Here is a 19,832-nt window from a genome sequence, read left to right on the forward strand (position 1 = left end):
ATTTCCCCAGGAGGAATTAAAGATGTGACCGCATGGTGATCTCAAGAAGCGGATAAATTTCTTTATTCGCTCTTATGGCCACGCATGATGTCGCATAATGCATTAACACTATGTTAACGCTAAATCACGCATACAACCATAAAAGGGAAAGTTGGCTCTTGGGCCTCAACGTGCACACGGACCTCAGCAGCCCCTGAAGAACCAGGGCTGCGCGGGAACCCGTCCGAACCTGCGCAGGGCCCGCCCCGGGGCCGCACCGGAACCTCCCCCAGAAAGAGCGTTCCGGTCCGAACAGAACTACGCTCCGCGCAACCGCATCCCCGCGGTGTCGATCCCGTCCCCGGAGGTCGCGCGTCCGGCGTCCAGATCCTCGGCCAGAGCCCGGGCGAACGCCGCCACACCGGCCGTGTCCACACCGTGCGGAGCGTGCGGACCGAAGACCTCCACCCGGTCCGCTCCGCGCCTCAACAGGCGGGCCGCACCGACCCGGTTGCCCCGCTGGGCGTGTGTGACACCGACAGCGGTCTGCGCCAGCCCCCGCCACAGCTCCCGTTCCGACTCCGGAGCGGACTTCCAGACAGCTTCGAGCACCTCGTGGGCGGTGAAGGCGAAACCCTCGTCGAGCAGACGCTGGGCCTGCTCGATCCCCTCCTGCGCGGTGAACTCGGCGTCGTCGGGCACACGTTCGACCTCACCGACACTGCCGTGCGGCATCGGACGGCCGTAGCGGTCCCTCGGACGCTGGTTCTGTGCCTGCCCGGTCTCGTTGCGGTCGCGGGCACCATCCGCCCCGTCCGTGCGTGTCTCCATCAGTGCTCCACCGCCGTTCGCGCCGTCGATCTCCCGCAACCACCCTACGAGAGCCCTCTCCACCTCACGTGGGCGCTCCTCGTGGGGAAAGTGCCCGGCACCCGCCACCAGCGTCCACCGGTACGGCCCGGAGACCAGCCGCCGGGAGGAGCCGGCTGTCTCGGGCGGGCACACCGGGTCCAGGTCGCCGTGCAGTTGGAGGACCGGGACCCCGACCGGTGCCCGCATCCGTGTGCCGTACCTGAGCCCGTCCGTACGCCACCGCGACCGGAAGATCCAGCGGTGGTACTCCAGCGAGCAGTGCGAGACCTTCGGGATCGCGAACGCACGCCGGTAACGTTCCTCGGCTTCCCGGTCGGGCCACCCCGGACCGGACCATGCGTCCAGGAGTTCGCCCACCCGGACGCAGCCGTCCGCGAGGAGCCGGTGCTCGGGAAGGACGGGCACCTGGGCCCGGAGCATGTGCCGCACCCCCGGCCCCGGACGGAGGAGGAGTCTCGCCGCGCGCCGGGGGTGGGGCGCGGACACCGCGGCCAGGGCGCGCACCTCGTCCGGGTGGTAGGCGGTCATGGTCCATCCGACGAGCCCGCCGACACCGTGTCCGACCACGACGGCGTCCGCGGCACCGAGCGCGCGGACCAGGCTCGCCATGTCCTGGGAGAGGCCGACCAGGTCGTAGCCGCGCGGAGTCTTGTCACTGGCCCCGTAGCCGCGCAGGTCGACCGCGACGGCCCTGTACCCGGCCTCGGCCAGCCCGGCCAGCTGTGCCCGCCAGGCCCACCAGAACTGGGGGAAGCCGTGCAGGAGGAGGACGAGTGGGCCGTCACCGAGTTCGGCCACGTGGAACCGGGCACCGGCGGCGCTGACCGTCCGGTGGGCCCAGGGGCCGTCGAGGTAGGCCGCCGAATCGTCCAACACCCGGGGCTAACGGTTGGTGGGTGCGGAGGCCCCGTTGTCCCGAGTGACCTCCTGGCCCTGGGGAGGACGGATCTCGCCGCGCAGAATCCCCATGAGACGGGAGGTGGTGACCGCGGTGCGGGCCAGGCCCTGACGGCGGCGCAGGTTGATCACGGCGAACAGGACGAAGAGTGCGGCGATCAGCAGGTAGAAGCCGGTGACGGCCAGGAAGGAGAGCCAGAAGGCCCACCCGACCACTTCGGCGAGGAAGAGGCCCACGGTGATCGAGAACAGGATCGCGACGAGGTGGAGCAGCACACCGGCGGCCCCGAACTCCCCGACGCTCTTACCGATCCGGGTCGCGTCAGCCTTGGCCTCAAGCTTGGCGAGCTTGATTTCGAGCCGCACGATGCGGGAGAGGTTGTCGGTGGCGTCGGAGACCAGCGCACCGATGGAACGGTCGGTGTCGCTGGCAGCGCCAGGTTGGCCGGCACCCGGCTTGTCCACCATCGTGGGGATTCCCTTCTCTCGGTCCGTACACGCGGATGATCCTCCGCATCCTCGCACATGCCTTACCACTGATGTCTCTCACGGCACGCAAAACAGCGGTGTTCGGTTTCCTCACGCGGGTGAGCGGGAACGGCGCCCCGCCCCCGTGGAAGGGGCGGGGCGCCGTGGTATTCGCACCGGACGGTGAGCCGAAGGGGTCAGTCGCCCTTCTTTACGGAGGGCAGCTGCTTGGCGATCACATCCATGATCGAGGAGTCGGTGAGGGTGGAGGTGTCACCGATGGCCCGGCCCTCCGCGATGTCGCGCAGCAGGCGACGCATGATCTTGCCGGATCGGGTCTTGGGCAGTTCGGGTACGGCGAGGAGCCGGGCGGGCTTGGCGATGGGGCCGAGCGAGGCCCCGACGTGGTCGCGCAGCTCCCGGACCAGGTCCTCGGGCACCGAATCGGCGCCGCCGCGCAGGATGACGAAACCGACGATGGCCTGCCCGGTCACCTTGTCGGTGGCGCCGACGACGGCGGCCTCGGCCACCTTCGGGTGGGAGACCAGGGCGGACTCCACCTCGGTGGTGGAGAGGTTGTGGCCGGAGACGAGCATGACGTCGTCCACGCGGCCGAGCAGCCACAGGTCCCCGTCCTCGTCCTTCTTGGCACCGTCACCCGGGAAGTAGAGGCCCTCGAAACGCGACCAGTAGGTGTCCCGGTAGCGCTGGTCGTCGCCCCAGATACCGCGGAGCATGGCCGGCCACGGCTCGCGGATCACGATGAAACCGCCCTCGCCGTCGGGGACGGACTCGCCCGCCTCGTCCACCACGTCGGCGACGATGCCCGGGAGGGCGCGCATCGCCGCGCCCGGCTTGCCCGAGGTGACGCCGGGCAGCGGGCTGACCATGATCGCGCCGGTCTCGGTCTGCCACCAGGTGTCGACGACCGGGGTCTTCCCGCCGCCGATCTTCTCCCGGTACCACATGTAGGCCTCGGGGTTGATCGGCTCGCCGACCGAGCCGATGACCCGCAGGCTCGACAGGTCGTACTTCGCGGGGATCTCGTCGCCCCACTTCATGAAGGTGCGGATCGCCGTGGGCGCCATGTAGGCGATGGTGACCTTGTACTTCTCGATGATCTCCCAGAAACGGCCCTTGTGCGGGGTGTCCGGGGTGCCCTCGTACATGACGACGGTCGCCGCGTTGGAGAGCGGTCCGTAGACGATGTAGGAGTGGCCGGTCACCCAACCGATGTCGGCGGCGCACCAGTAGACGTCGGTCTCCGGCTTGAGGTCGAAGACCGCCCAGTGGGTGTAGGAGGCCTGCGTGAGGTAGCCGCCGGTGGTGTGCAGGATGCCCTTGGGCTTGGCCGTGGTCCCGCTCGTGTACATGATGTACAGCGGGTCCTCGGCGTCGTGGGCCTCGGGGGTGTGCTCGGCGCCGGCGGAGCCGACGGCGTCGTGCCACCACACGTCGCGCTCGTTCCACTCGACGTCCTGGCCGGTGCGGCGGACGACGAGGACGTTCTCGACCGCGGGCCGGTCGGCGACGGCGCCGTCGACGGCGGGCTTGAGTGCGCTGGGCTTACCGCGCCGGTAGCCGCCGTCCGCGGTGATGACGAGCTTGGCCTGGCTGTCGTCCAGGCGCTGGCCGAGGGCGTCCACCGAGAAGCCGCCGAAGACGACCATGTGCACCGCGCCGATCCGGGCGCAGGCGAGCATGGCCACGACGGTCTCGGGGATCATCGGCATGTAGATGGCGACGCGGTCGCCCTTGCCCACACCCAGCGAGGTGAGGGCGTTGGCGGCCTGGCAGACCTGGTCCTTGAGGTCGGCGTAGGTGATGGTGCGGCTGTCGCCGGGCTCCCCCTCCCACTGGATGGCGGCGCGGTCGCCCAGACCCGCATCGACGTGGCGGTCCACGCAGTTGACGGAGGCGTTCAGCCTGCCGCCGACGAACCACTTGGCGTAGGGCGGATCCCAGTCCAGGACGGTGTCCCAGGGCTGCTCCCACTGGAGCCTGCGGGCCTGCTCCTCCCAGAAGCCGAGTCGGTCCTGCGCCGCGGCGTCATAGGCGCCCGCCTTGACGTTGGCGTTCTCGGCGAGGTCCGCGGGCGGCGGGAAGCTCCGGGTCTCGTGGAGAAGGTTGGACAGTGTCTCCTGGCTCGGGGGAGTGCTGTCGGCCACTGTGATTCTCCTTACGTTGGCTGTGGGTCCAATTAATCATGTGGTCCAGACCGCGTGAACATCCGGGGCGGCGTCCAGCGGCGGTGGGGGCCGGGCACGCGGCGAACGGCCGGTGAGCGGTCGCCGGTCCGCGACGAGCGGTCCCCCGTGCCCGGTCCGGGTGGTGTGAGCGCACGGGGTTACCGCCGCGTAGTGTTGTTTTCCGTGAGCGAATCGACTTCTGCCTCCATGTCCGACCCACTGTCCCGGATCGCCGAGCTGCCGGGGGTCAGCGACGCGGTCGCCGAGACTCGGACCCTGGTCGACCGGCTGCTGGGGCACCGCATCCTGCGCCGTCGCAGCAGTGACGTGTCCATGGAGTCCTCGCTGCGCGGCGCGTGCGCCTCCGCGGCGCTGGAGGGCGCCGAGGTCTCGATGGACGAGATCCGTGATGGGCACGTGTACGACACCAGGATCAAGGGCGCCCTGCGCATCGGCGGTGAGCTGGGCCCTCTGGTGGACACGTGGCCCCAGGCCCCCCGGCAGGCGCTGGCACGACTGCACACCCTGGCCGCGGCCGACGCCGTGTCCGAGGACGCGTTGGGCCGGCCCCGTCTGGAGGGCGAACGGGTCGAGGATCCCCTGGACCTGGGCCCCGCGCCGAGCGCCGCCGCGGCCAACGCCCGCCTCGAGGGCCTGTACGCCCTGTTGGGCTCCCGCACGAAGGTCCCGGCCCTGGTGACCTCTGCGCTGGTGCACGGTGAGCTGATGGCGATCCGGCCGTTCGGCTGGGGGGACGGGCTGGTGGCCCGTGCCGCCGAGCGGCTGACCCTGGTCGAGCGCGGGCTGGACCCCAAGTCCCTGGTCACCTCTGAACTCGGCCACCAGACCCTGCGGGAGGAGTACGGTCCGGCGCTGCGCGGGTACATGGGCGGTACCCCCGAGGGCGTCGCCGAGTGGGTCGTGTACTGCTGCCGCGCGGTGCGGGCGGGCGCCCAGGACTCACTGGCCACCTGCGAGGCGCTCAAACGCGGCTGATCGAGGCGTGGCGGTCGGGGTAAAGACCCCCGAGTTCGCGAAAGTAGTTCATTTACTGACGAGTAGTAACTCGAATGCATATCAGTTCGGTCACGCTTGCCCGTGCTGAATGTTTCCCGATTGCTCCGTGCAGATGCACGCGCATGGCGAACGGCGCCCCGAACCCTGGTCCGGGGCGCCGTTTCCGGCCCGCAGGAGCGGGTTAGCAAGCGCCACTATCTCTAGTCCGGCCTGGTGAAAGCCGGTTTCACCAAACCTGGACAGGCCCTACGGGGCCCAGTGGAGCGTGGGTTCCCGTCCTCCGTGCCGGGGTGGGTCTCAGCCACCTGTTGCTTTCTTTCTACGCTGACGACCCTTCTGCGAAAAGGTGGTTGGCCGAAGTTTTTCTGTTGGATTCCCGAACCCATACACGGTGTTGCGTGGTAACGTCTGGCCAGGAGTCGAGCGAAGGGCCGACAGCACCGGGTTCCACCTTTGCAGGCGGATGCGGACATTGCGCCCGAAGGACGGAACTGCCGTCGTCACTTCGCGGGAAGTACGAACCCTGCGCCCCGTAGGAGAGCACGCAGGTTCGGACGATCGCTCCCGAAGGTCCCTCCCAGGAGAGCGGATCCGGCCTGTCCCCCCGAGGCCGGAACCGGACGGCCCCCAGTTCCCCCTGCGGGGCCCGTCCGAGGTCATCCGCTCCGCCCCGCCTGACGGGCCGGGACACACGACAGCCCCCGTACGTGTGTCCCGCCCGCCGGGTGCGGACGCCCCCATCCCCCTCGCGGTGTCCGCCGCCGGAGCCGTGCACGGGCACGGGCACGGAGTTATCCACAGGTCAGGACCGAGGCTTCCGCCTCGGCCCCGGTTCGGCGAAGGTCGAAAGGGCAGGTTCCCGCCCTCCCCGGAGGCCCGATGGACATCCCGCAGCACCCCCTGATCGCCACCGCCGACCCCGCCCTCCTCGACGACCTCGTCCGGCTCGCCGCGGCGGCCGCCACCGAGGTCACGATCGCCTCCGACCCGGAACAGGCCCTGCGTGCCTGGGGCCGCGCCCCGCTCGTCGTGGTCGGCCGAGACCTGGAGCGCGCCCTCCGCTCCGCGCACCCCCCGCCGCACCCCCGCGTGGCCGTCGTCGCCCGGGCCGGGACACCCCCGCCCCGGGCCGACGGGTCCCGCCCGGACCGGAACGAGACCACCTCCGCCTACCTCCTCCCCCGGGACGAGGCCGCCCTCGTCGACCTGTTCGCCTCCCTTTCCGAGCACCCGCCCGCGCCGTTCGTGTCCGTCGTCGGCGGCCGGGGCGGAGCGGGAGCCAGCCTCCTCGCGGTCGCCCTCTCCCTCGCCGGCGACCGGGCCGGACGGGCCACCGCCCTGCTCGACGCCGACCCCCTGGGGTGCGGGCCCGACATCTACCTGGGCTGCGACCACACCGCGGCGGACCCCAGGACCGGCTGGGACGACCTGCTCCGCCAACGAGGCCGGATGCCCTGGCGGACCCTGCGCGAAGGACTGCCCAGGGTCGGCAGGGTGGACGTGCTGACCTGGGCCCGGGGAGACGGAACCGACCAGGGCCGACCGCTCCCCGTCGGCGCGGTCCGCTCCGTCCTCGCCTCCGCCCGCCGGGGCGCCGAGCTGGTGGTGGCCGACCTCCCCAGATCCTTCGACCCCGCCACCACGGCCCTGCTCAACCATTCCGACCTCGTGCTCGTGGTGGTCCCCGCGGACGTGTACTCCGTGGTGTCCGCCGCACGCATGACCCCTCGGCTCGGGCAGGAGGCCGACCGGGTCCGCGTCGTGGTGCGCGGAGCCCGGGGCGGTCTGTCCACCGAGGTCGTCGCGAGGAGCCTGGGGCTGGAACTCGGCGCCGACCTGCCCGCGGAACCGGGCCTGGCCCGGGTGCTGAGTGCCGGTGACGTCCCGGCCCGGAACCCCCGGACCCCGCTGGCCCGGTACGCCGACCGTGTCGTGGAAGCCCTCGTCGGCGTGCGGAGGTCCCGATGAGCGAGGCGGGTGTGCCGCTCTGGGACCGTCTGGCCAACCGGGGCCGCCCGAAGGGTCCGGGGGAGCCCTCCGGCAGGCCGGACCACGGCCGGGCCTCCAGCCGGGACCGGGACCTCCGGGGGACGGGGGCGGACTCCCCCGTCCGCCTCCCCGGAACGGGTGCTGCGCGGGCCGCCGTTCCGATCGCCCGCCGTGGGGAGAACGCCGTGCTGGAAAGGGTCCGCGACCGGTTCGTGGCCACCGGTACCCGGGTGACCCCGGCCAACGTCGCGACCGCGATCCGCTCCGAGGGCGGGGCCCTGGGGGACAGTGAGCTGCTCGCCATGACCCGCAGACTGGCCGCCGACCTGTCCGGCGCCGGGCCGCTGGAGGAACTGCTGACCGCAGATGTCACCGACGTCCTGGTCAACGGCCCGGACCAGGTCTGGGTGGACTCCGGGGAGGGGCTGCACCGGGTCCGGGACGTGCGCTTCGGCTCGGCCGAGGAGGTAAGGCGGCTGGCCCAGCGCCTGGCCTTCCAGGCGGGGCGCCGTCTGGACGCGGCCGCGCCGTACGTGGACGCCCGGCTGCCGAGCGGGGCCCGGTTGCACGCCGTGCTGCCGCCGATCGCGCCCGAGGGCGCCTGCCTCTCGCTGCGGATGCCGCCGAGGAGGGTGTTCGGGCTGGACCGGCTGACCGCCCGTGGGACCCTGACGCGTTCCGGGGCCGATCTGTTGCGCTCCCTGGTCGCCCACCGGGTGCCGTTCCTGGTCAGCGGCGGAACCGGGACCGGGAAGACCACCCTGCTCTCCTCGCTGCTGTCGCTGGTGCACCCGCGGGAGCGGATCGTGCTCGCGGAGGACTCGCCCGAGCTGCGCCCCGAGCACCCGCACGTGGTGCGGCTCCAGACCCGCCCGGCCAACATCGAGGGCAGCGGGGAGGTCTCGCTGGAGACGCTGGTCCGCCAGGGGCTACGGATGCGTCCGGACCGGCTGGTGGTCGGCGAGGCGCGGGGACCGGAGATCGTGTCGTTGCTGGCGGCTCTCAACACGGGTCACGAGGGCGGCGCTGGGACACTGCACGCCAACGGGGCGGAGGACGTGCCCGCCCGGGTGGAGGCGATGGGCTGCGCCGCCGGACTCACCCGGGGCGCGGTGCACAGTCAGCTCGCGGCCACCCGGGTCCTGGTGGTGCACCTGGTCCGGGACGGACAGGGGCGCCGCCTGTCCGAGGTCCGGGTCCTGCGCCGGGAGCCCTCCGGGTTGGTGCGGGCGGTACCCGCGGTGGCCTTCGCCCCGGACGGCCGTCGGCACGAGTACCCGGGGGCGGAGGAGGTGGCCGACCGCCTGGGCCGGGGGTGGCGCCGGTGATACTCCTCGCGGTGCTCGCGGTGGCCGCGGCCCTGCTCTGGTCGGTTCCCCGCAGTGACCGTAGTCGGCTGTCCGCGATGTTCCCCCGCGAACCGCGCCTCCCGGACATCCGGCCCTCGCTCGGTGCCCTTCTCCCGCGCAGGAACGAGGGGGGCGAGCGGCGGCGGGCCGTGATCGTGCTGTGCCGGGTCATGGCGGCCGAGCTCCGGTCCGGGCAGCCTCCCGAACTGGCTCTGCGGGTCGCGGCCCTGGAGGCCGGCCCTCTGGTCGGTGAGGTGTCGGACGCGGGGTCACTGCGCAGGGAGGCCGACCGGGACGAGGGCCTGTGGTCCCTGTCCTGTCTGGCGGTGTGCTGGGAGGTGGCGGCGGAGACCGGTGCGGGGATGGCCGGGGTGGTGGACGCGTTGGCGGTCGGCCTGACCGAGCGGGAGGAACAGCGGGCCGAGGCGTCCGCCAGGGCCACGGGACCGCGGACCACCGCGCTGGTGCTGGTCGGGCTCCCCGTGCTCGGGACGGCGATGTCCGCGGGGTTGGGCGGGGCACCGCTGACCTTCCTGTTCACCACTCCGCTGGGTCTGCTGTGCCTGGGACTCGGTGTGCTGCTCGATCTGGTGGGCGCCTGGTGGACCCTGCGTATGGTCCGGGGCGCGGTGGCATGAGGAGGGGGTTGGGAATGTTCTTCGAGGTGATGGCGGTGCTGTGTGCGGTGGCCGCCGTGTGGCTCGGGCCGGCCCGGAGGCCGGGACGGCCCGATCCACCCCGGTCCGTGGCGGGACGGTCCCCCACCGGGGAGACGGCGTCCCGGCGGCGGCCGGCTGCGCCCGGGCTCCGGGTCCTGGCCGGGGTCGTTGCGACGGTCCTGGCGGTGGCCCTGTTCGGGCCTGCGATCGGGTGCGCCGTGCTCGGCGGCGGCGCTCTCCTGTGGTGGCGGTCCCGCCGTGCCCGCCGGGGGACCGGACGGCTGCCGATCACCGACGACCTTCCGGTGCTCATCGGGCTGATCGCCTCGGGGATCCGGGCCGGGGCGACCGTACCGGCCTGCCTGTCCGCGGTCTCCGGAGCCGCACGCGGCGGACTGGGGAGCGAACTGGCCGCGGTCTCCGAACGGTTGCGGCTCGGCGCCGATCCGCTCCCGTCCTGGGAGCGGTCGGCCCTGCCCGAACCCCTGGTGGCGGTCGGCCGTGACCTGGCCCGTGCCGCCGACACCGGAGCGCCGGTGGCGGACCTGCTCGACCGGCACGCGGCCGACCTGCGGCGGCGGCTCCGCGCGAGGGCCACCGCGCGGATCGAGCGCCTGGGGGTGCTGGTCGTCGCGCCCCTGGGCCTGTGCTTCCTGCCCGCCTTCGTCCTGATCGGGGTGGTGCCGATGGCCGCCGAACTCCTCACCTCGGCGCTGGGCCGTTAGGGCTTGTTCTGAGTTCGAGGGCCCTGGCGCTCCCGGCACTCTGCCATCGGCCTGCCTCACGGACACGGCCGGTGGACGCCGCCTTCCGCCCACCCGCATATCCCCGTGATCCTGCTACCAGGAGCGAGTTCGGCGCCGAAGTCACCCCCGGTGGCAAAAGCACGGCGAAAAAGGACCCCGACCACCAGAACCCAAGAACACGACCGAGCACCCACCGGACGGGGGTTCATGGCCCCTGCCCGGTGGTGTCCCCGGGGATGCCGTGGGCGGGCCCGGCCCGGGACCGGGCCCGGACGGTACTCGGCAGCACCGCCGAGGAGAGCGAGACCGTCACCGAAACGGTGTGGCCGCTCAGGCCACAGCTTCCCAGCGCGGCCCCGTTGGCTTCGGCGGTACTGCGGGCCGCCGCGCAGGCGGCCCGGGCCCCCTGGTGGGCCCGGGCCGCGGCCGCGAGGGCGGCGAGGTCGGCGGCGGTCCCGGCGCGGTCCCGCTCGAGGCGGGCCGCGGATGTGAGGAGCACCGCGTAGGTGACGAACCACAGCAGCAGGCACAGGGAGACCCACCAGACGGTGGCCGACCCCGTGTCCCCACGCCTCACCGACCCGGTTCCAGTGGGACCGCCGCGCTGCCGTCAGCGGTCAGCGGCGGGGCGCGGAGCGGGCCGATCCGCAGTTCGACCCGGACAGTGACCCGTGCCATGCCGTCGGACTCGGACAGTCGGACCCGGGCACCGCCCGGTGCGGCGGTGAGGGCGAGGGAACGGGCGTGCTCGGGCGGCTCCCCCCGGGCCAGGGCTCGGGCCCCGACCCGGGCGGCGTCGGCGCAGGAGAGCTGTGCTGCCGCCGCGCCCACCGCGCCGAGGGCGACGGCCAGCACGAGCAGCAGCGAGGGGAGTACCATCGCGGCCTCCATCGTCACCGAGCCGCGGTCAGCTGCCGGAGCGGAGCGCATCGACGATGATCGAGGTGAGGGCGTCGGTGACGGTGTCCCCCGTGACGACGAGGTAGAGAACCCCCGCGAGGGCGACCGCGGCGACGGTGCCCACGGCGTACTCGGCGGTGCTCATGCCGCGGTCGTCGGCGTGGTCGGGTGGGTTCGGGCAGGGGAAAGAGAACATGGGACCTCCCGGACGTCCGGGCGGAGGTGGTTCCGCCCCGGTCCCTCCAGGTTGGGCCGTCGCGCGCCGGGAGGGAAGTGGGCGCCCCCAACCTGTGGACAACTCGGCACCGAGGCGCCGCGCCCGGCGAGCACCGGGTCCCGCCCGACGTCCCCGGCACTCGCCTGCGCCCCTACGCTTCGAGCTCCCCCGCGTCCCCTCTCCCCAAGGGGGGCGGGCCGACGGCGCCCACGGCGCCCCCGTCACCGATCCCGCCCAGTACCTCGTCGAGCAGGCGCAGGGCGCCGGACTTGCTCAGCGGTTCGTTGCCGGTTCCGCACTTGGGTGACTGGATACAGGAGGGGCATCCCTGCTCGCACTCGCAGTCGGCGATCGCGGCCCGGGTCGCGGCGAGCCACTCACGGGCGGCCGTGTAGCCGCGCTCGGCGAACCCTGCACCGCCCTCGTAACCGTCGTAGACGAACACCGTCAGCTTCCCGGTGTCCCCGTGCACGGCGGTGGATACCCCTCCGATGTCCCAGCGGTCACAGGTGGCCAGCAGCGGGAGCAGGCCGATCGCCGCGTGCTCGGCGGCGTGGGCCGCACCGAGCAGCGCCACGTCCTCCTTGCGCAGCCGGTCCTCGCCCTCCTGCGGCAGGGTCCACCAGACCGCCCGGGTCCGGAGGGTGCGCTCAGGCATCTCCAAAGGCTGTTCCCCCAGGACGGAGCCGGTGCGCACGTCCCGTCTGAGGAACCCCACCACCTGTCGGGCCACCTCGACCTCCCCGAAGCAGACGGCGGCCCCGCTCGGCCAGGTCTCCTCCCGCAATACCGACCGGACGGAGATGTCCGTGGTGTCCCTGGCCCAGGTGCTGTAGGGCGGTTCGGCCGCACGCACCAGGGCCACCCCCTCCTCCAGGTCCAGTCCTTCGACCAGATAGGTCGCTCCCCGATGGAGATAGACCGCACCCGTGTGGACGGTGCCGTGCGCCGCCGCCTCGTCGATCTCACCGAGGAGCTGGCCGCTGGCGACATCCACGATCTGGACCGGCGGACCACCCGCTCCCCGAATATCGGCCAGGTCACTTGCCCTTTCATTGCTCGTCCAGAACCAGCCCCTCGGGCGCTTCCGGAGCATCCCCCGAGCTACGAGTCCGGTGAGTTGCTCCTCGGTCGTCTCACCGAAGAGAGCGAAGTCCGCACGCGTGATCGGTAGCTCCTGGGCGGCAGCACACAGGTGCGGACCGAGGATGTGCGGGTTTTCCGGGTCAAGGACGGTGGCCTCCACCGAACGTCCGAAAATAGCCTCCGGGTGGTGGGCCAGGTAGGTGTCGAGGGGGTCGTCCCGGGCGATGAACACCGCCAGGGCGTCCTCGCCCCGCCGCCCCGCCCGGCCCGCCTGCTGCCACAGGGAGGCCAGCGTTCCCGGCCACCCCGCGATGAGCACGGCGTCCAGACCGCTGATGTCCACCCCGAGCTCCAGGGCGTTGGTGCTGGCCAGGCCCAGGAGCTCACCCGAGCGGAGCGCCTCCTCCAGCTCCCGGCGCTCGGCCGCCAGGTACCCGCCCCGGTAGGCGGCCACCCGCCCGGCCAGGTCGTGCTCCCCGCTCTCCTCCAGCATCCGCCGGGCGTTCATCGCGACCACCTCGGCGCCCTGCCTGGAGCGCACGAACACCAGGGTGCGCACCCCGTCCCGGACCAGGTCGGCCAGCATTTCGGCGGCCTGTGAGGGCGCGGTCCTGCGCACCGGGGCGCCGTGTTCGCCGGTCATCTCGGTCAGCTCCGGCTCGACCAGGGCGACGGACATCCCCGGCCGCGGCGAGCCGTCCTCGCTCACGGCGGTGACCGGGACCCCGGTCAGCCGGGTGGCGCTCCGCTCGGGGGACCCGGAGGTCGCCGAGGCCAGCACGAACACCGGCTCCGACCGGTAGCGGGCGCACACCCTGCGCAGACGCCGCAGGATCTGGGCCACGTGCGAACCGAAGACCCCCCGGTACCGGTGCGACTCGTCGATCACCACGTAGCGGAGCCGGCGCAGGAACCCCGACCAACCCGCGTGCCCGGGGAGGATCCCGTGGTGCAGCATGTCCGGGTTGGTCAGGACGTAGTTCCCGTGTCCGCGCACCCAGGAACGCTCCTCCGGGGAGGTGTCGCCGTCGTAGACGGCCGCTCGCATGCCCGAAAGTCCCAGGTCCGTAATCCACCGGAGTTGGTCCTGGGCGAGTGCTTTGGTCGGTGAGAGGTAGAGCACCGTTCCGCCGGAGTCAACCGCGTCCACCGCGGGCATAAGGAAGGCAAGCGACTTCCCCGAGGCGGTGCCCGTGGCTATGATCACATCACGGCCCGAGCGTGCGAGGTCGGCGGCGGCTGCCTGGTGGGACCACGGACCCGTGATCCCCCGTTCGGCCAGTCGTTCGACCAGATGGGGGGCTGTCCACCCCGGCCAGTCCCCACTCACTCCCGCGTTCCGGGCCACATGCTCGATATGGGTGACCTGCGGGTACCGGGTGTCGTCACGCCACACACCGGGGAGCGCGGGCTCCGACCGCCTCATCGAGACCCCTCCTCACTGGAAACGTTCACGAGCCGCTGGCCCTCCGTCCGAGGTCGGGGCGCCGGTGGACATCGGTTTCAGTCTGACATCCGGGGGAAGAGTGGCGCGGGGCCCCCGTTTTCCCGTGAACGGCGGGAAGACACCCACGACACCCGTGGTTGAATGCGTGCTGGTGGGGTAACGCCCGGCAGAGATACTTCGCGATTTTTCGCGGTTCGGCGCTGGAGGACTAGTGGATTTGAAGCTTGATCATTACACCGAGGGCGACACCGAGATCGTCGTCGTTGAGGGTGAGATCGATGTCTATACCGCGCCCCGGCTCCGCGAGCTGCTGATCGACCTGGTCAACAAGGGCAACTTCCACCTCGTGGTCAACATGGAGAAGGTGGAGTTCCTGGACTCGACGGGCCTCGGTGTGCTTGTGGGCGGGTTGAAGCGGGTCCGTGCTCACGACGGGACCCTGGACCTGGTCTGCACCCAGGAGCGGATTCTGAAGATCTTCCGGATCACCGGGCTGACCAAGGTGTTCGGTATCCACAGCTCGGTGCAGGAAGCCATCGACAAGCGTTCCTCGAAGTAACCCAGAGCGAGCGATGGCAACCATCACGCTCACGATCAGCGCGCTCCCCGCCCACGTGCGCACGGCCCGGCTCATGGCCGCGACCGTCGCACGTCGGGCGGGCATCGCCGCCTCCGCGATCGACGAGATCAGGCTGGCGGTCGGAGAGGCCTGTTCCCGGGCGGTGGCGGCACACAAGCTGCACTGCCCCACACAGCCGATCCTGCTCCAGCTGATCGACGGCAGCGGACCTGATCCGGTGTCGGACCCCCGCACCGACACCACGAGCCGAACGCTGAGCGCCAACGGGAGCGCCACACGACGTTTCGAGGTCGTCGTCTCCGACCGCGCCCCGGCCAAGGACGCCGAGGAGACGGCCAACCCCGTGGAGCCACTGCTCGACGGACTCTTCCTGGACGGTGAGGACACTCCTCCCGGCGGTATCTCCGGGTTCTCCCCCGGCCTCGGCCTGGCGGTGATCACCGGCCTCGCGGACGAGGTGAGTATCGAGCCCAACGACACGGGCACGGTCGTCAGGATGAGCTGGCCGCTTCAGGCGGACCAGACCCAGAACCCGAGCTCGAACTAGTTCGAACCGGACAGCACGCCACGAGGGGCGCCTCCCGGCAGGGGGGCGCCCCTCGTGGTCGTGGATCCGGATCCTCCGGTCCGCGGGAGGAATTCTCCCGCGGACCGGAGCCGGAGGCTCAGTCGCAGGTCTGGGAGGAGACCTCGCCGGTGGCCGTCATCCCCGTCTCCGCGTTCTCGGAGATCTCGTCCGCGGTGAGCACGTAACCGGTCTCCTCCTCGTTGGTGGCCGCCGCGAACACGACGCCGTACACGGTGCCGTCGGGGGCGAGCAGCGGCCCGCCGGAGTTGCCGGGGCGCACCACGGCGCGGACCTGGTAGATCTCCCGGCTCACCTGCTGGGAGTGGTAGAAGTCCGACCCCTGGGCGGTCTGCTTGGCCCGGACCCGGGCGGGGACGGCCGTGAAACCGCTGTTGCGCGGGAACCCCGCCACCACGGCGTCGTCGCCCTGCGCGGCCTCGCCGTTGAACTCCAGCGGGTCCAGTTCCAGCCCCGGCACGTGCAGCACGGCCAGGTCCTGTTGGGCGTCGAACAGCACCAGGGTGGCCTCCCGCTGGTGCCCGTCCCGGGTGACCACGCGAAGGTCCTCGGTGACCCCGGCGACCACGTGCGCGTTGGTCATGATGCGCTCGTCCCCGTACGCGAAACCGGTTCCCTCCACCCGTCGCTGGCAGGAGGGCGCGGTGCCCAGGACCTTGACCACGCTGCGGCTGGAGTCGATGAGCTCCGGCGTGGTGAGGACGTCGGGGTCCGGCGGTTCGACCTCTGCGAGCTCACCGGTGCCCAGACCGCTGAACACCTGCGGGAACGCGCTCTGGTCCACGATCTGACGGAAGGTCGAGAACCCCTGGTGCGCGGCACCCGGCATCAGCGAGTCCACCGAGTGGAGGATGCGCGACTCCTTGACCTGCTCGGACACGTACGGCAGGGCCGAGTTGGCGACCGTACTACCGATGAACCAGGCGACCAGGAGCACCGAGAGCCCGCTGACCACGGCTCCGCCCAGGGCGTCCAGGACCCGGGCCGAGTCCCAGGTGACCTTGTTGCGCACCAGGGTGCCCAGGTAGGAGGCGATGAACTGGCACAGGGCGGCGGAAAGGAACACCACGGCGATGGCCAGCAGCGCCTGCCGCCCGGGGTCCTCCACCCACTCCTGGATCAGGTCCGGTGCGGTGAGCGCCGCCAGGACCCCTCCTCCGATGAAGCCGGCGAAGCTGAACACTCCGACGATGAAACCCTGCCGGTAACCGGTCACCGCGAACAGCAGCAACAGGACGACCAGAACCGCGTCGAGCACGGATGCCCTCCAAGAAGTGAGCTTTACCCGACCGGCCGGAGGCCCTGCGGGGTGGCTTCGAACACGTCGGTGAGACCGCTGTCATGCCACGGGAGTTCCCACCCGCCGAGAGTGAGCAGGCTGTCGATGATCGCGCCCGTGAAGCCCCACACGAGCATGTTCTCCACCCTGAAGCCCGGGCCCCACACCGGCCCCGCCCCGTAGCGCACCTTGACCCGGTTGGCGGGCTCGGCGAGGTCGGCGACGGGCACCCTGGCGACGGCGGCGACCTCGCCGATGTCGGCGGCCCGGACCTCGGAGGGCTCGCGCCACCAGCCGAGGACGGGGACGACCCGGAAGTCGCTGAAGCTCAGGTAGAGCTCGGGCAGCCGACCGACCACGTCGATCCCCGCGGGCACGACCCCGGTCTCCTCCTCCGCCTCACGCAGCGCGGCGGCCTCTGGCGAGGGGTCGGTGGGCTCGATCCGGCCGCCCGGGAAGGCGGGCTGTCCGGCGTGCCGGCGCAGACCGGCGTTGCGTTGGATGAGCAGCAGGTCGGGGCCCCGGTCCGTCTCGCCGAAGAGGATGAGGACGGCCGACTCGCGCCCGCCCTGCTCGGGCGGGCGCATGGGTTCGGGCACCGGCATCGTCTTGGCGTCGTCCGCGAGCGCGGACAGCCAGAGCGGGGTCGAGTTCATACGCAGAACCTGTTCCGGGGGTTGTCGCGCCGATGTGTGGACATGTGCGGGGGGTCGGGCGCCTGGGACGGGGGTCCGGTCACCTGGTGCTTCCCCGACGGATCGTCTGATGGTCGGACCTCGCGTCCCGCGGGTCCGCCGGGGTCGGGAGGACCGGGACACCGAGCCGGGCTGCTCCGGTGGCCCGTGCCGGGGCCGACGTGTGCGCTCTCACGTGATTCAGGGTACAAACCGCCGCCGACCCCGAGGTCACGCGAACGAGCGCATGCGCAGCAGCTTCTCCGCGGCCCGGGGCTCCGTCGGGCCCTCTCCGAAGGACGGGCACCAGCGGGCCAGCACACAGGCCCCACAGGCGGGCCTGCGGGCGTGGCACACGCGGCGCCCGTGCCACACCACGCGGTGGGAGAGCATCGTCCAGTCCTTGCGCGGGAAGAGTTCGCCGACCGCGTGTTCGACCTTGACCGGATCCTGTTCGTCGGTCCAGCCGAACCGCCGGACGAGCCGCCCGAAGTGGGTGTCGACCGTGATCCCCGGCACATCGAAGGCGTTACCGAGCAGTACGTTTGCGGTTTTTCGTCCCACACCGGGTAGTTTGACCAGGTCGTTGAGGTTCCCGGGGACCTCACCGCCGTGCCGTTCGCACAGGGCCTGACCAAGACCGATCAGGCTGTTGGCCTTGGCTCGGAAGAACCCCGTCGAACGAATCATCTCCTCCAGCTCCTCACGCCTGGCCGAGGCGTAGGCCTCGGCGTCGGGATAGCGCGCGAAGAGCGCCGGGGTGACCTGGTTGACCCGCTTGTCCGTGCACTGCGCGGACAGGATCGTCGCGACCAGGAGCTCCAGCGGGGTGGTGAAGTTCAGTTCGGCGTGGGCGTCCGGGTACAGCTCGGAGAGCTCCCGGTACATCTTTCGGGCGCGGCGGACCAGCGCGAGCCGGCTCTCACCGGTGGGCGTGGTGTACTCCGTGGGCACGTCTGGGGTGTCGCGAGGCATCGTCACAGGGTAGGCGCACGGTTGCGGGGGCACGGCAGGGTCGCCGGAATTCGGCGGCGTACCGAAGTTTCGACTGGTGACCGAGATTATGTAACCAATGTCCGGTCACCCGGCGCGGACAAGCCCTGACACAAGCCGATTACGACTAGGATCGCATGGGCTGACGTCGGCTGTTGTGGGCACGTTGTCTCCCGGCGGACAAGCCGAGGTAACGACCTGGTTTCACACCTGGTTGCGATATACGTCACACTGTTGACGGTCAGGTTTTAGGAGGACGTGTGGACGAGATCAACGAGGTGCTCCGGAAAGCCCCTCTGTTCGAGGCGCTGGACGAGGAGGACACGGCCGCGCTCCGCTCCTCGGTGAACGAGGTGCGTCTCGGCCGCGGCCAGACCCTGTTCAACGAGGGCGACGAGGGCGACCGCCTGTACGTCATCCTCAGCGGGAAGGTGAAACTGACCCGCACGGCCGTCGACGGGCGGGAGAACCTGCTGGGGGTACTCGGCCCCAGCGAGATGTTCGGTGAACTGTCGCTGTTCGACCCGCGCCCGCGCACCGCGAGCGCCGTGGCCGTCACCGACTCCGTTCTCGCCGGGCTGGGCCACGACGACCTTCGGCCGTTCCTGTCCAGCCGCCCGCAGGTGGGCCTGCAGCTGCTGAAGTCGCTGGCTGCCCGCCTGCGCCGGACCAACGACGTGATGGCCGACCTGGTCTTCACCGACGTGCCCGGCCGCGTGGCCAAGGCCCTGCTCGAACTCGCCGACAAGTTCGGCAAGGAGGGCGACGACGGCCTGCACGTCCACCACGACCTCACCCAGGAGGAGCTCGCCCAGCTGGTGGGCGCATCCCGGGAGACGGTCAACAAGGCCCTCGCCGAGTTCGCCCTGCGCGGCTGGCTGCGGATCGAGGCCAAGGCCGTGGTGCTGCTGGACGTCGAGCGCATGCGCCGCCGCGCCCGCTAGGGCCACTCCGGACGCTGCGCGGCCGTCACCCTCCGGGGTGGCGGCCGCAGCGCTTCCAGGACCCTCTCAGGGCCCGCAGGACCCCCGGTGCCCCCGCGGGGGGCACGGCCCGCGACCACGGCGCCCCGGAGTCAGCTCTCGACCCCCTCGGGGAGCTCCTCCTTGACCGCCAGGTAACGCAACTGCGCCCGGACCGAGGAGGCCGCCGCGGGGCGGATGCTCTCCACCACGTCCGGGTAGACCCGGTCGACGACCTCCTCGACCCTGGTCGCACCGGCCCGCACCGCCTCGCGCACCTGTGCCAGGCGCGCCTCGCGGTGGTCGATGTAGGAGTTCAGCGTCGCCAGCGGCGACGTCAGGACCGGGCCGTGCCCGGGCAGCAGAGTGCGCACCCGGTGCTCCACGACCAGGTCCCGAAGCCGGTACAGCGAGTCCATGTAGGGGGCGAGACCGTCGTCCCCGTCGATCACCGGGGTTCCGTGACCGAGAACGGTGTCCCCGGTCAGGATCGCGCTGTCGGACTCCAGGAACAGGCAGACGGAGTCGTCCGTGTGCCCGGGGGTCGCGACGACCCGCAACTCCAACCCGTCCGCGGTGAGCAGCTGGCCGTCCGACAGGCCGGAGCCGCCCACCCGCATCCCCGGGTCGACCGCGTGCACGGGGGCCCCGGTCAGTTCGGCGAAGTACCGCGAACCCTCGGTGTGGTCGAAGTGCCGGTGCGTCACCACCGTCATCAGGACCTGGGCGCCCTGCTCCTGCACGGTCCGCGCCACCCGTTCCAGGTGCCGCTCGTCGTGCGGCCCGGGGTCGACCACCACGACCCCGCGCGCACCCGGTTCCCGCAGGATCCAGGTGTTGGTTCCCTCCAACGTCATCGGGCCTGGGTTGGGGCACAGTACGCAGCTGGCGCGCAGTGTCCCGGAACCGTCGATCCTCATCGCACCTCGCTTCGCTCGCCGG

19 protein-coding genes and 1 pseudogene are annotated in these 19,832 nt (G+C 71.5%); 8 read left to right on the plus strand and 12 right to left on the minus strand.

Annotation, left to right across the window (positions count from 1 at the left end):
- Positions 1-297: 297 nt before the first annotated feature.
- From ACUKCB_RS20580 to acs, 4 genes and pseudogenes are all read right to left on the minus strand, one after another.
- Positions 298-810: a DUF309 domain-containing protein gene (locus ACUKCB_RS20580; RefSeq protein ID WP_473041080.1), complete on the minus strand. Its 513-nt coding sequence runs from the start codon at positions 808-810 to the stop codon at positions 298-300.
- A 6-nt stretch (positions 811-816) separates the two neighbouring features.
- Positions 817-1,728: pseudogene (locus ACUKCB_RS20585) on the minus strand (alpha/beta fold hydrolase); the annotation flags it as partial.
- Between the two features lie 6 nt (positions 1,729-1,734).
- On the minus strand, positions 1,735-2,217 hold the full coding sequence (locus ACUKCB_RS20590; protein ID WP_473037227.1) for a phage holin family protein: 483 nt from the start codon (positions 2,215-2,217) through the stop codon (positions 1,735-1,737).
- Positions 2,218-2,414: 197 nt separating this feature from the next.
- Positions 2,415-4,385, minus strand: a complete 1,971-nt coding sequence (gene acs, locus ACUKCB_RS20595) for an acetate--CoA ligase (protein WP_473037228.1) — start codon at positions 4,383-4,385, stop codon at positions 2,415-2,417.
- Between the two features lie 228 nt (positions 4,386-4,613).
- Here acs and ACUKCB_RS20600 point away from each other — a divergent pair, with 228 nt between their 5' ends.
- The 5 genes from ACUKCB_RS20600 (at position 4,614) to ACUKCB_RS20620 (ending at position 10,145) form a co-directional block, all read left to right on the plus strand.
- Positions 4,614-5,402, plus strand: coding sequence for a Fic family protein (locus tag ACUKCB_RS20600; protein WP_473037229.1), 789 nt, complete (start codon positions 4,614-4,616; stop codon positions 5,400-5,402).
- Between the two features lie 900 nt (positions 5,403-6,302).
- Complete coding sequence (gene ssd, locus ACUKCB_RS20605) at positions 6,303-7,391, plus strand: septum site-determining protein Ssd (protein WP_473037231.1); 1,089 nt, start codon at positions 6,303-6,305, stop codon at positions 7,389-7,391.
- Positions 7,388-8,740, plus strand: coding sequence for a TadA family conjugal transfer-associated ATPase (locus tag ACUKCB_RS20610; protein WP_473037233.1), 1,353 nt, complete (start codon positions 7,388-7,390; stop codon positions 8,738-8,740). Before ssd ends, ACUKCB_RS20610 begins: the two co-directional genes overlap by 4 nt.
- Complete coding sequence (locus ACUKCB_RS20615; protein WP_473037234.1) at positions 8,728-9,399, plus strand: type II secretion system F family protein; 672 nt, start codon at positions 8,728-8,730, stop codon at positions 9,397-9,399. Before ACUKCB_RS20610 ends, ACUKCB_RS20615 begins: the two co-directional genes overlap by 13 nt.
- A 14-nt stretch (positions 9,400-9,413) precedes the next feature.
- Positions 9,414-10,145, plus strand: coding sequence for a type II secretion system F family protein (locus ACUKCB_RS20620; protein ID WP_473037235.1), 732 nt, complete (start codon positions 9,414-9,416; stop codon positions 10,143-10,145).
- Positions 10,146-10,371: 226 nt separating this feature from the next.
- On the opposite strand, the gene ACUKCB_RS20625 is transcribed toward ACUKCB_RS20620, so the two are convergent.
- The 4 genes from ACUKCB_RS20625 to ACUKCB_RS20640 form a co-directional block, all read right to left on the minus strand.
- The gene (locus ACUKCB_RS20625; RefSeq protein WP_473037236.1) at positions 10,372-10,743 is read right to left on the minus strand and encodes an Rv3654c family TadE-like protein; all 372 of its coding nucleotides are present in this window, start codon (positions 10,741-10,743) and stop codon (positions 10,372-10,374) included.
- The gene (locus ACUKCB_RS20630) at positions 10,740-11,096 is read right to left on the minus strand and encodes a TadE family type IV pilus minor pilin (protein WP_473037238.1); all 357 of its coding nucleotides are present in this window, start codon (positions 11,094-11,096) and stop codon (positions 10,740-10,742) included. Before ACUKCB_RS20630 ends, ACUKCB_RS20625 begins: the two co-directional genes overlap by 4 nt.
- Positions 11,074-11,262, minus strand: a complete 189-nt coding sequence (locus ACUKCB_RS20635; RefSeq protein WP_473037239.1) for a DUF4244 domain-containing protein — start codon at positions 11,260-11,262, stop codon at positions 11,074-11,076. The genes ACUKCB_RS20630 and ACUKCB_RS20635 overlap by 23 nt, the downstream gene beginning before the upstream one ends.
- A 172-nt stretch (positions 11,263-11,434) precedes the next feature.
- On the minus strand, positions 11,435-13,795 hold the full coding sequence (locus ACUKCB_RS20640; protein ID WP_473037240.1) for a DEAD/DEAH box helicase: 2,361 nt from the start codon (positions 13,793-13,795) through the stop codon (positions 11,435-11,437).
- Between the two features lie 232 nt (positions 13,796-14,027).
- Between ACUKCB_RS20640 and ACUKCB_RS20645 the strand changes: the two genes are divergently transcribed.
- The gene (locus ACUKCB_RS20645; RefSeq protein WP_026119772.1) at positions 14,028-14,375 is read left to right on the plus strand and encodes an STAS domain-containing protein; all 348 of its coding nucleotides are present in this window, start codon (positions 14,028-14,030) and stop codon (positions 14,373-14,375) included.
- Between the two features lie 13 nt (positions 14,376-14,388).
- The gene (locus tag ACUKCB_RS20650; protein WP_452547794.1) at positions 14,389-14,943 is read left to right on the plus strand and encodes an ATP-binding protein; all 555 of its coding nucleotides are present in this window, start codon (positions 14,389-14,391) and stop codon (positions 14,941-14,943) included.
- A 118-nt stretch (positions 14,944-15,061) separates the two neighbouring features.
- On the opposite strand, the gene ACUKCB_RS20655 is transcribed toward ACUKCB_RS20650, so the two are convergent.
- The 3 genes from ACUKCB_RS20655 to nth all read right to left on the minus strand — a co-directional run bounded on the left by ACUKCB_RS20655 (position 15,062) and on the right by nth (position 17,910).
- The gene (locus ACUKCB_RS20655; RefSeq protein ID WP_473037241.1) at positions 15,062-16,240 is read right to left on the minus strand and encodes a MarP family serine protease; all 1,179 of its coding nucleotides are present in this window, start codon (positions 16,238-16,240) and stop codon (positions 15,062-15,064) included.
- Between the two features lie 23 nt (positions 16,241-16,263).
- Entirely contained in the window at positions 16,264-16,917 is a 654-nt protein-coding gene (locus tag ACUKCB_RS20660) for an NUDIX hydrolase (protein WP_473037242.1), read from the minus strand.
- 249 nt (positions 16,918-17,166) lie between these two features.
- Positions 17,167-17,910, minus strand: a complete 744-nt coding sequence (nth, locus tag ACUKCB_RS20665) for an endonuclease III (RefSeq protein ID WP_473037244.1) — start codon at positions 17,908-17,910, stop codon at positions 17,167-17,169.
- A gap of 278 nt (positions 17,911-18,188) precedes the next feature.
- On the opposite strand from nth, the gene ACUKCB_RS20670 reads away from it, so the two are divergent.
- Positions 18,189-18,872: a Crp/Fnr family transcriptional regulator gene (locus tag ACUKCB_RS20670; RefSeq protein ID WP_014908639.1), complete on the plus strand. Its 684-nt coding sequence runs from the start codon at positions 18,189-18,191 to the stop codon at positions 18,870-18,872.
- A gap of 131 nt (positions 18,873-19,003) precedes the next feature.
- On the opposite strand, the gene ACUKCB_RS20675 is transcribed toward ACUKCB_RS20670, so the two are convergent.
- A complete protein-coding gene (locus ACUKCB_RS20675; protein ID WP_473037245.1) occupies positions 19,004-19,810 on the minus strand; it encodes an MBL fold metallo-hydrolase in 807 nt (268 codons plus the stop codon).
- Positions 19,811-19,832: the final 22 nt, after the last annotated feature.

This window comes from Nocardiopsis moroccensis (assembly GCF_055763695.1).

Bases quoted from the DNA above. Each gene is read 5' to 3' on its own strand.
- ACUKCB_RS20640 (WP_473037240.1), bottom strand. From the start codon at position 13,795: ATGAGGCGGTCGGAGCCCGCGCTCCCCGGTGTGTGGCGTGACGACACC.
- ACUKCB_RS20660 (WP_473037242.1), bottom strand. From the start codon at position 16,917: ATGAACTCGACCCCGCTCTGGCTGTCCGCGCTCGCGGACGACGCCAAG.
- ACUKCB_RS20675 (WP_473037245.1), bottom strand. From the start codon at position 19,810: ATGAGGATCGACGGTTCCGGGACACTGCGCGCCAGCTGCGTACTGTGC.
- ACUKCB_RS20620 (WP_473037235.1), top strand. From the start codon at position 9,414: ATGTTCTTCGAGGTGATGGCGGTGCTGTGTGCGGTGGCCGCCGTGTGG.
- ssd (WP_473037231.1), top strand. From the start codon at position 6,303: ATGGACATCCCGCAGCACCCCCTGATCGCCACCGCCGACCCCGCCCTC.
- ACUKCB_RS20630 (WP_473037238.1), bottom strand. From the start codon at position 11,096: ATGCGCTCCGCTCCGGCAGCTGACCGCGGCTCGGTGACGATGGAGGCC.
- nth (WP_473037244.1), bottom strand. From the start codon at position 17,910: ATGCCTCGCGACACCCCAGACGTGCCCACGGAGTACACCACGCCCACC.
- ACUKCB_RS20590 (WP_473037227.1), bottom strand. From the start codon at position 2,217: ATGGTGGACAAGCCGGGTGCCGGCCAACCTGGCGCTGCCAGCGACACC.
- ACUKCB_RS20650 (WP_452547794.1), top strand. From the start codon at position 14,389: ATGGCAACCATCACGCTCACGATCAGCGCGCTCCCCGCCCACGTGCGC.
- ACUKCB_RS20610 (WP_473037233.1), top strand. From the start codon at position 7,388: ATGAGCGAGGCGGGTGTGCCGCTCTGGGACCGTCTGGCCAACCGGGGC.
- ACUKCB_RS20600 (WP_473037229.1), top strand. From the start codon at position 4,614: ATGTCCGACCCACTGTCCCGGATCGCCGAGCTGCCGGGGGTCAGCGAC.
- ACUKCB_RS20580 (WP_473041080.1), bottom strand. From the start codon at position 810: ATGGAGACACGCACGGACGGGGCGGATGGTGCCCGCGACCGCAACGAG.
- ACUKCB_RS20635 (WP_473037239.1), bottom strand. From the start codon at position 11,262: ATGTTCTCTTTCCCCTGCCCGAACCCACCCGACCACGCCGACGACCGC.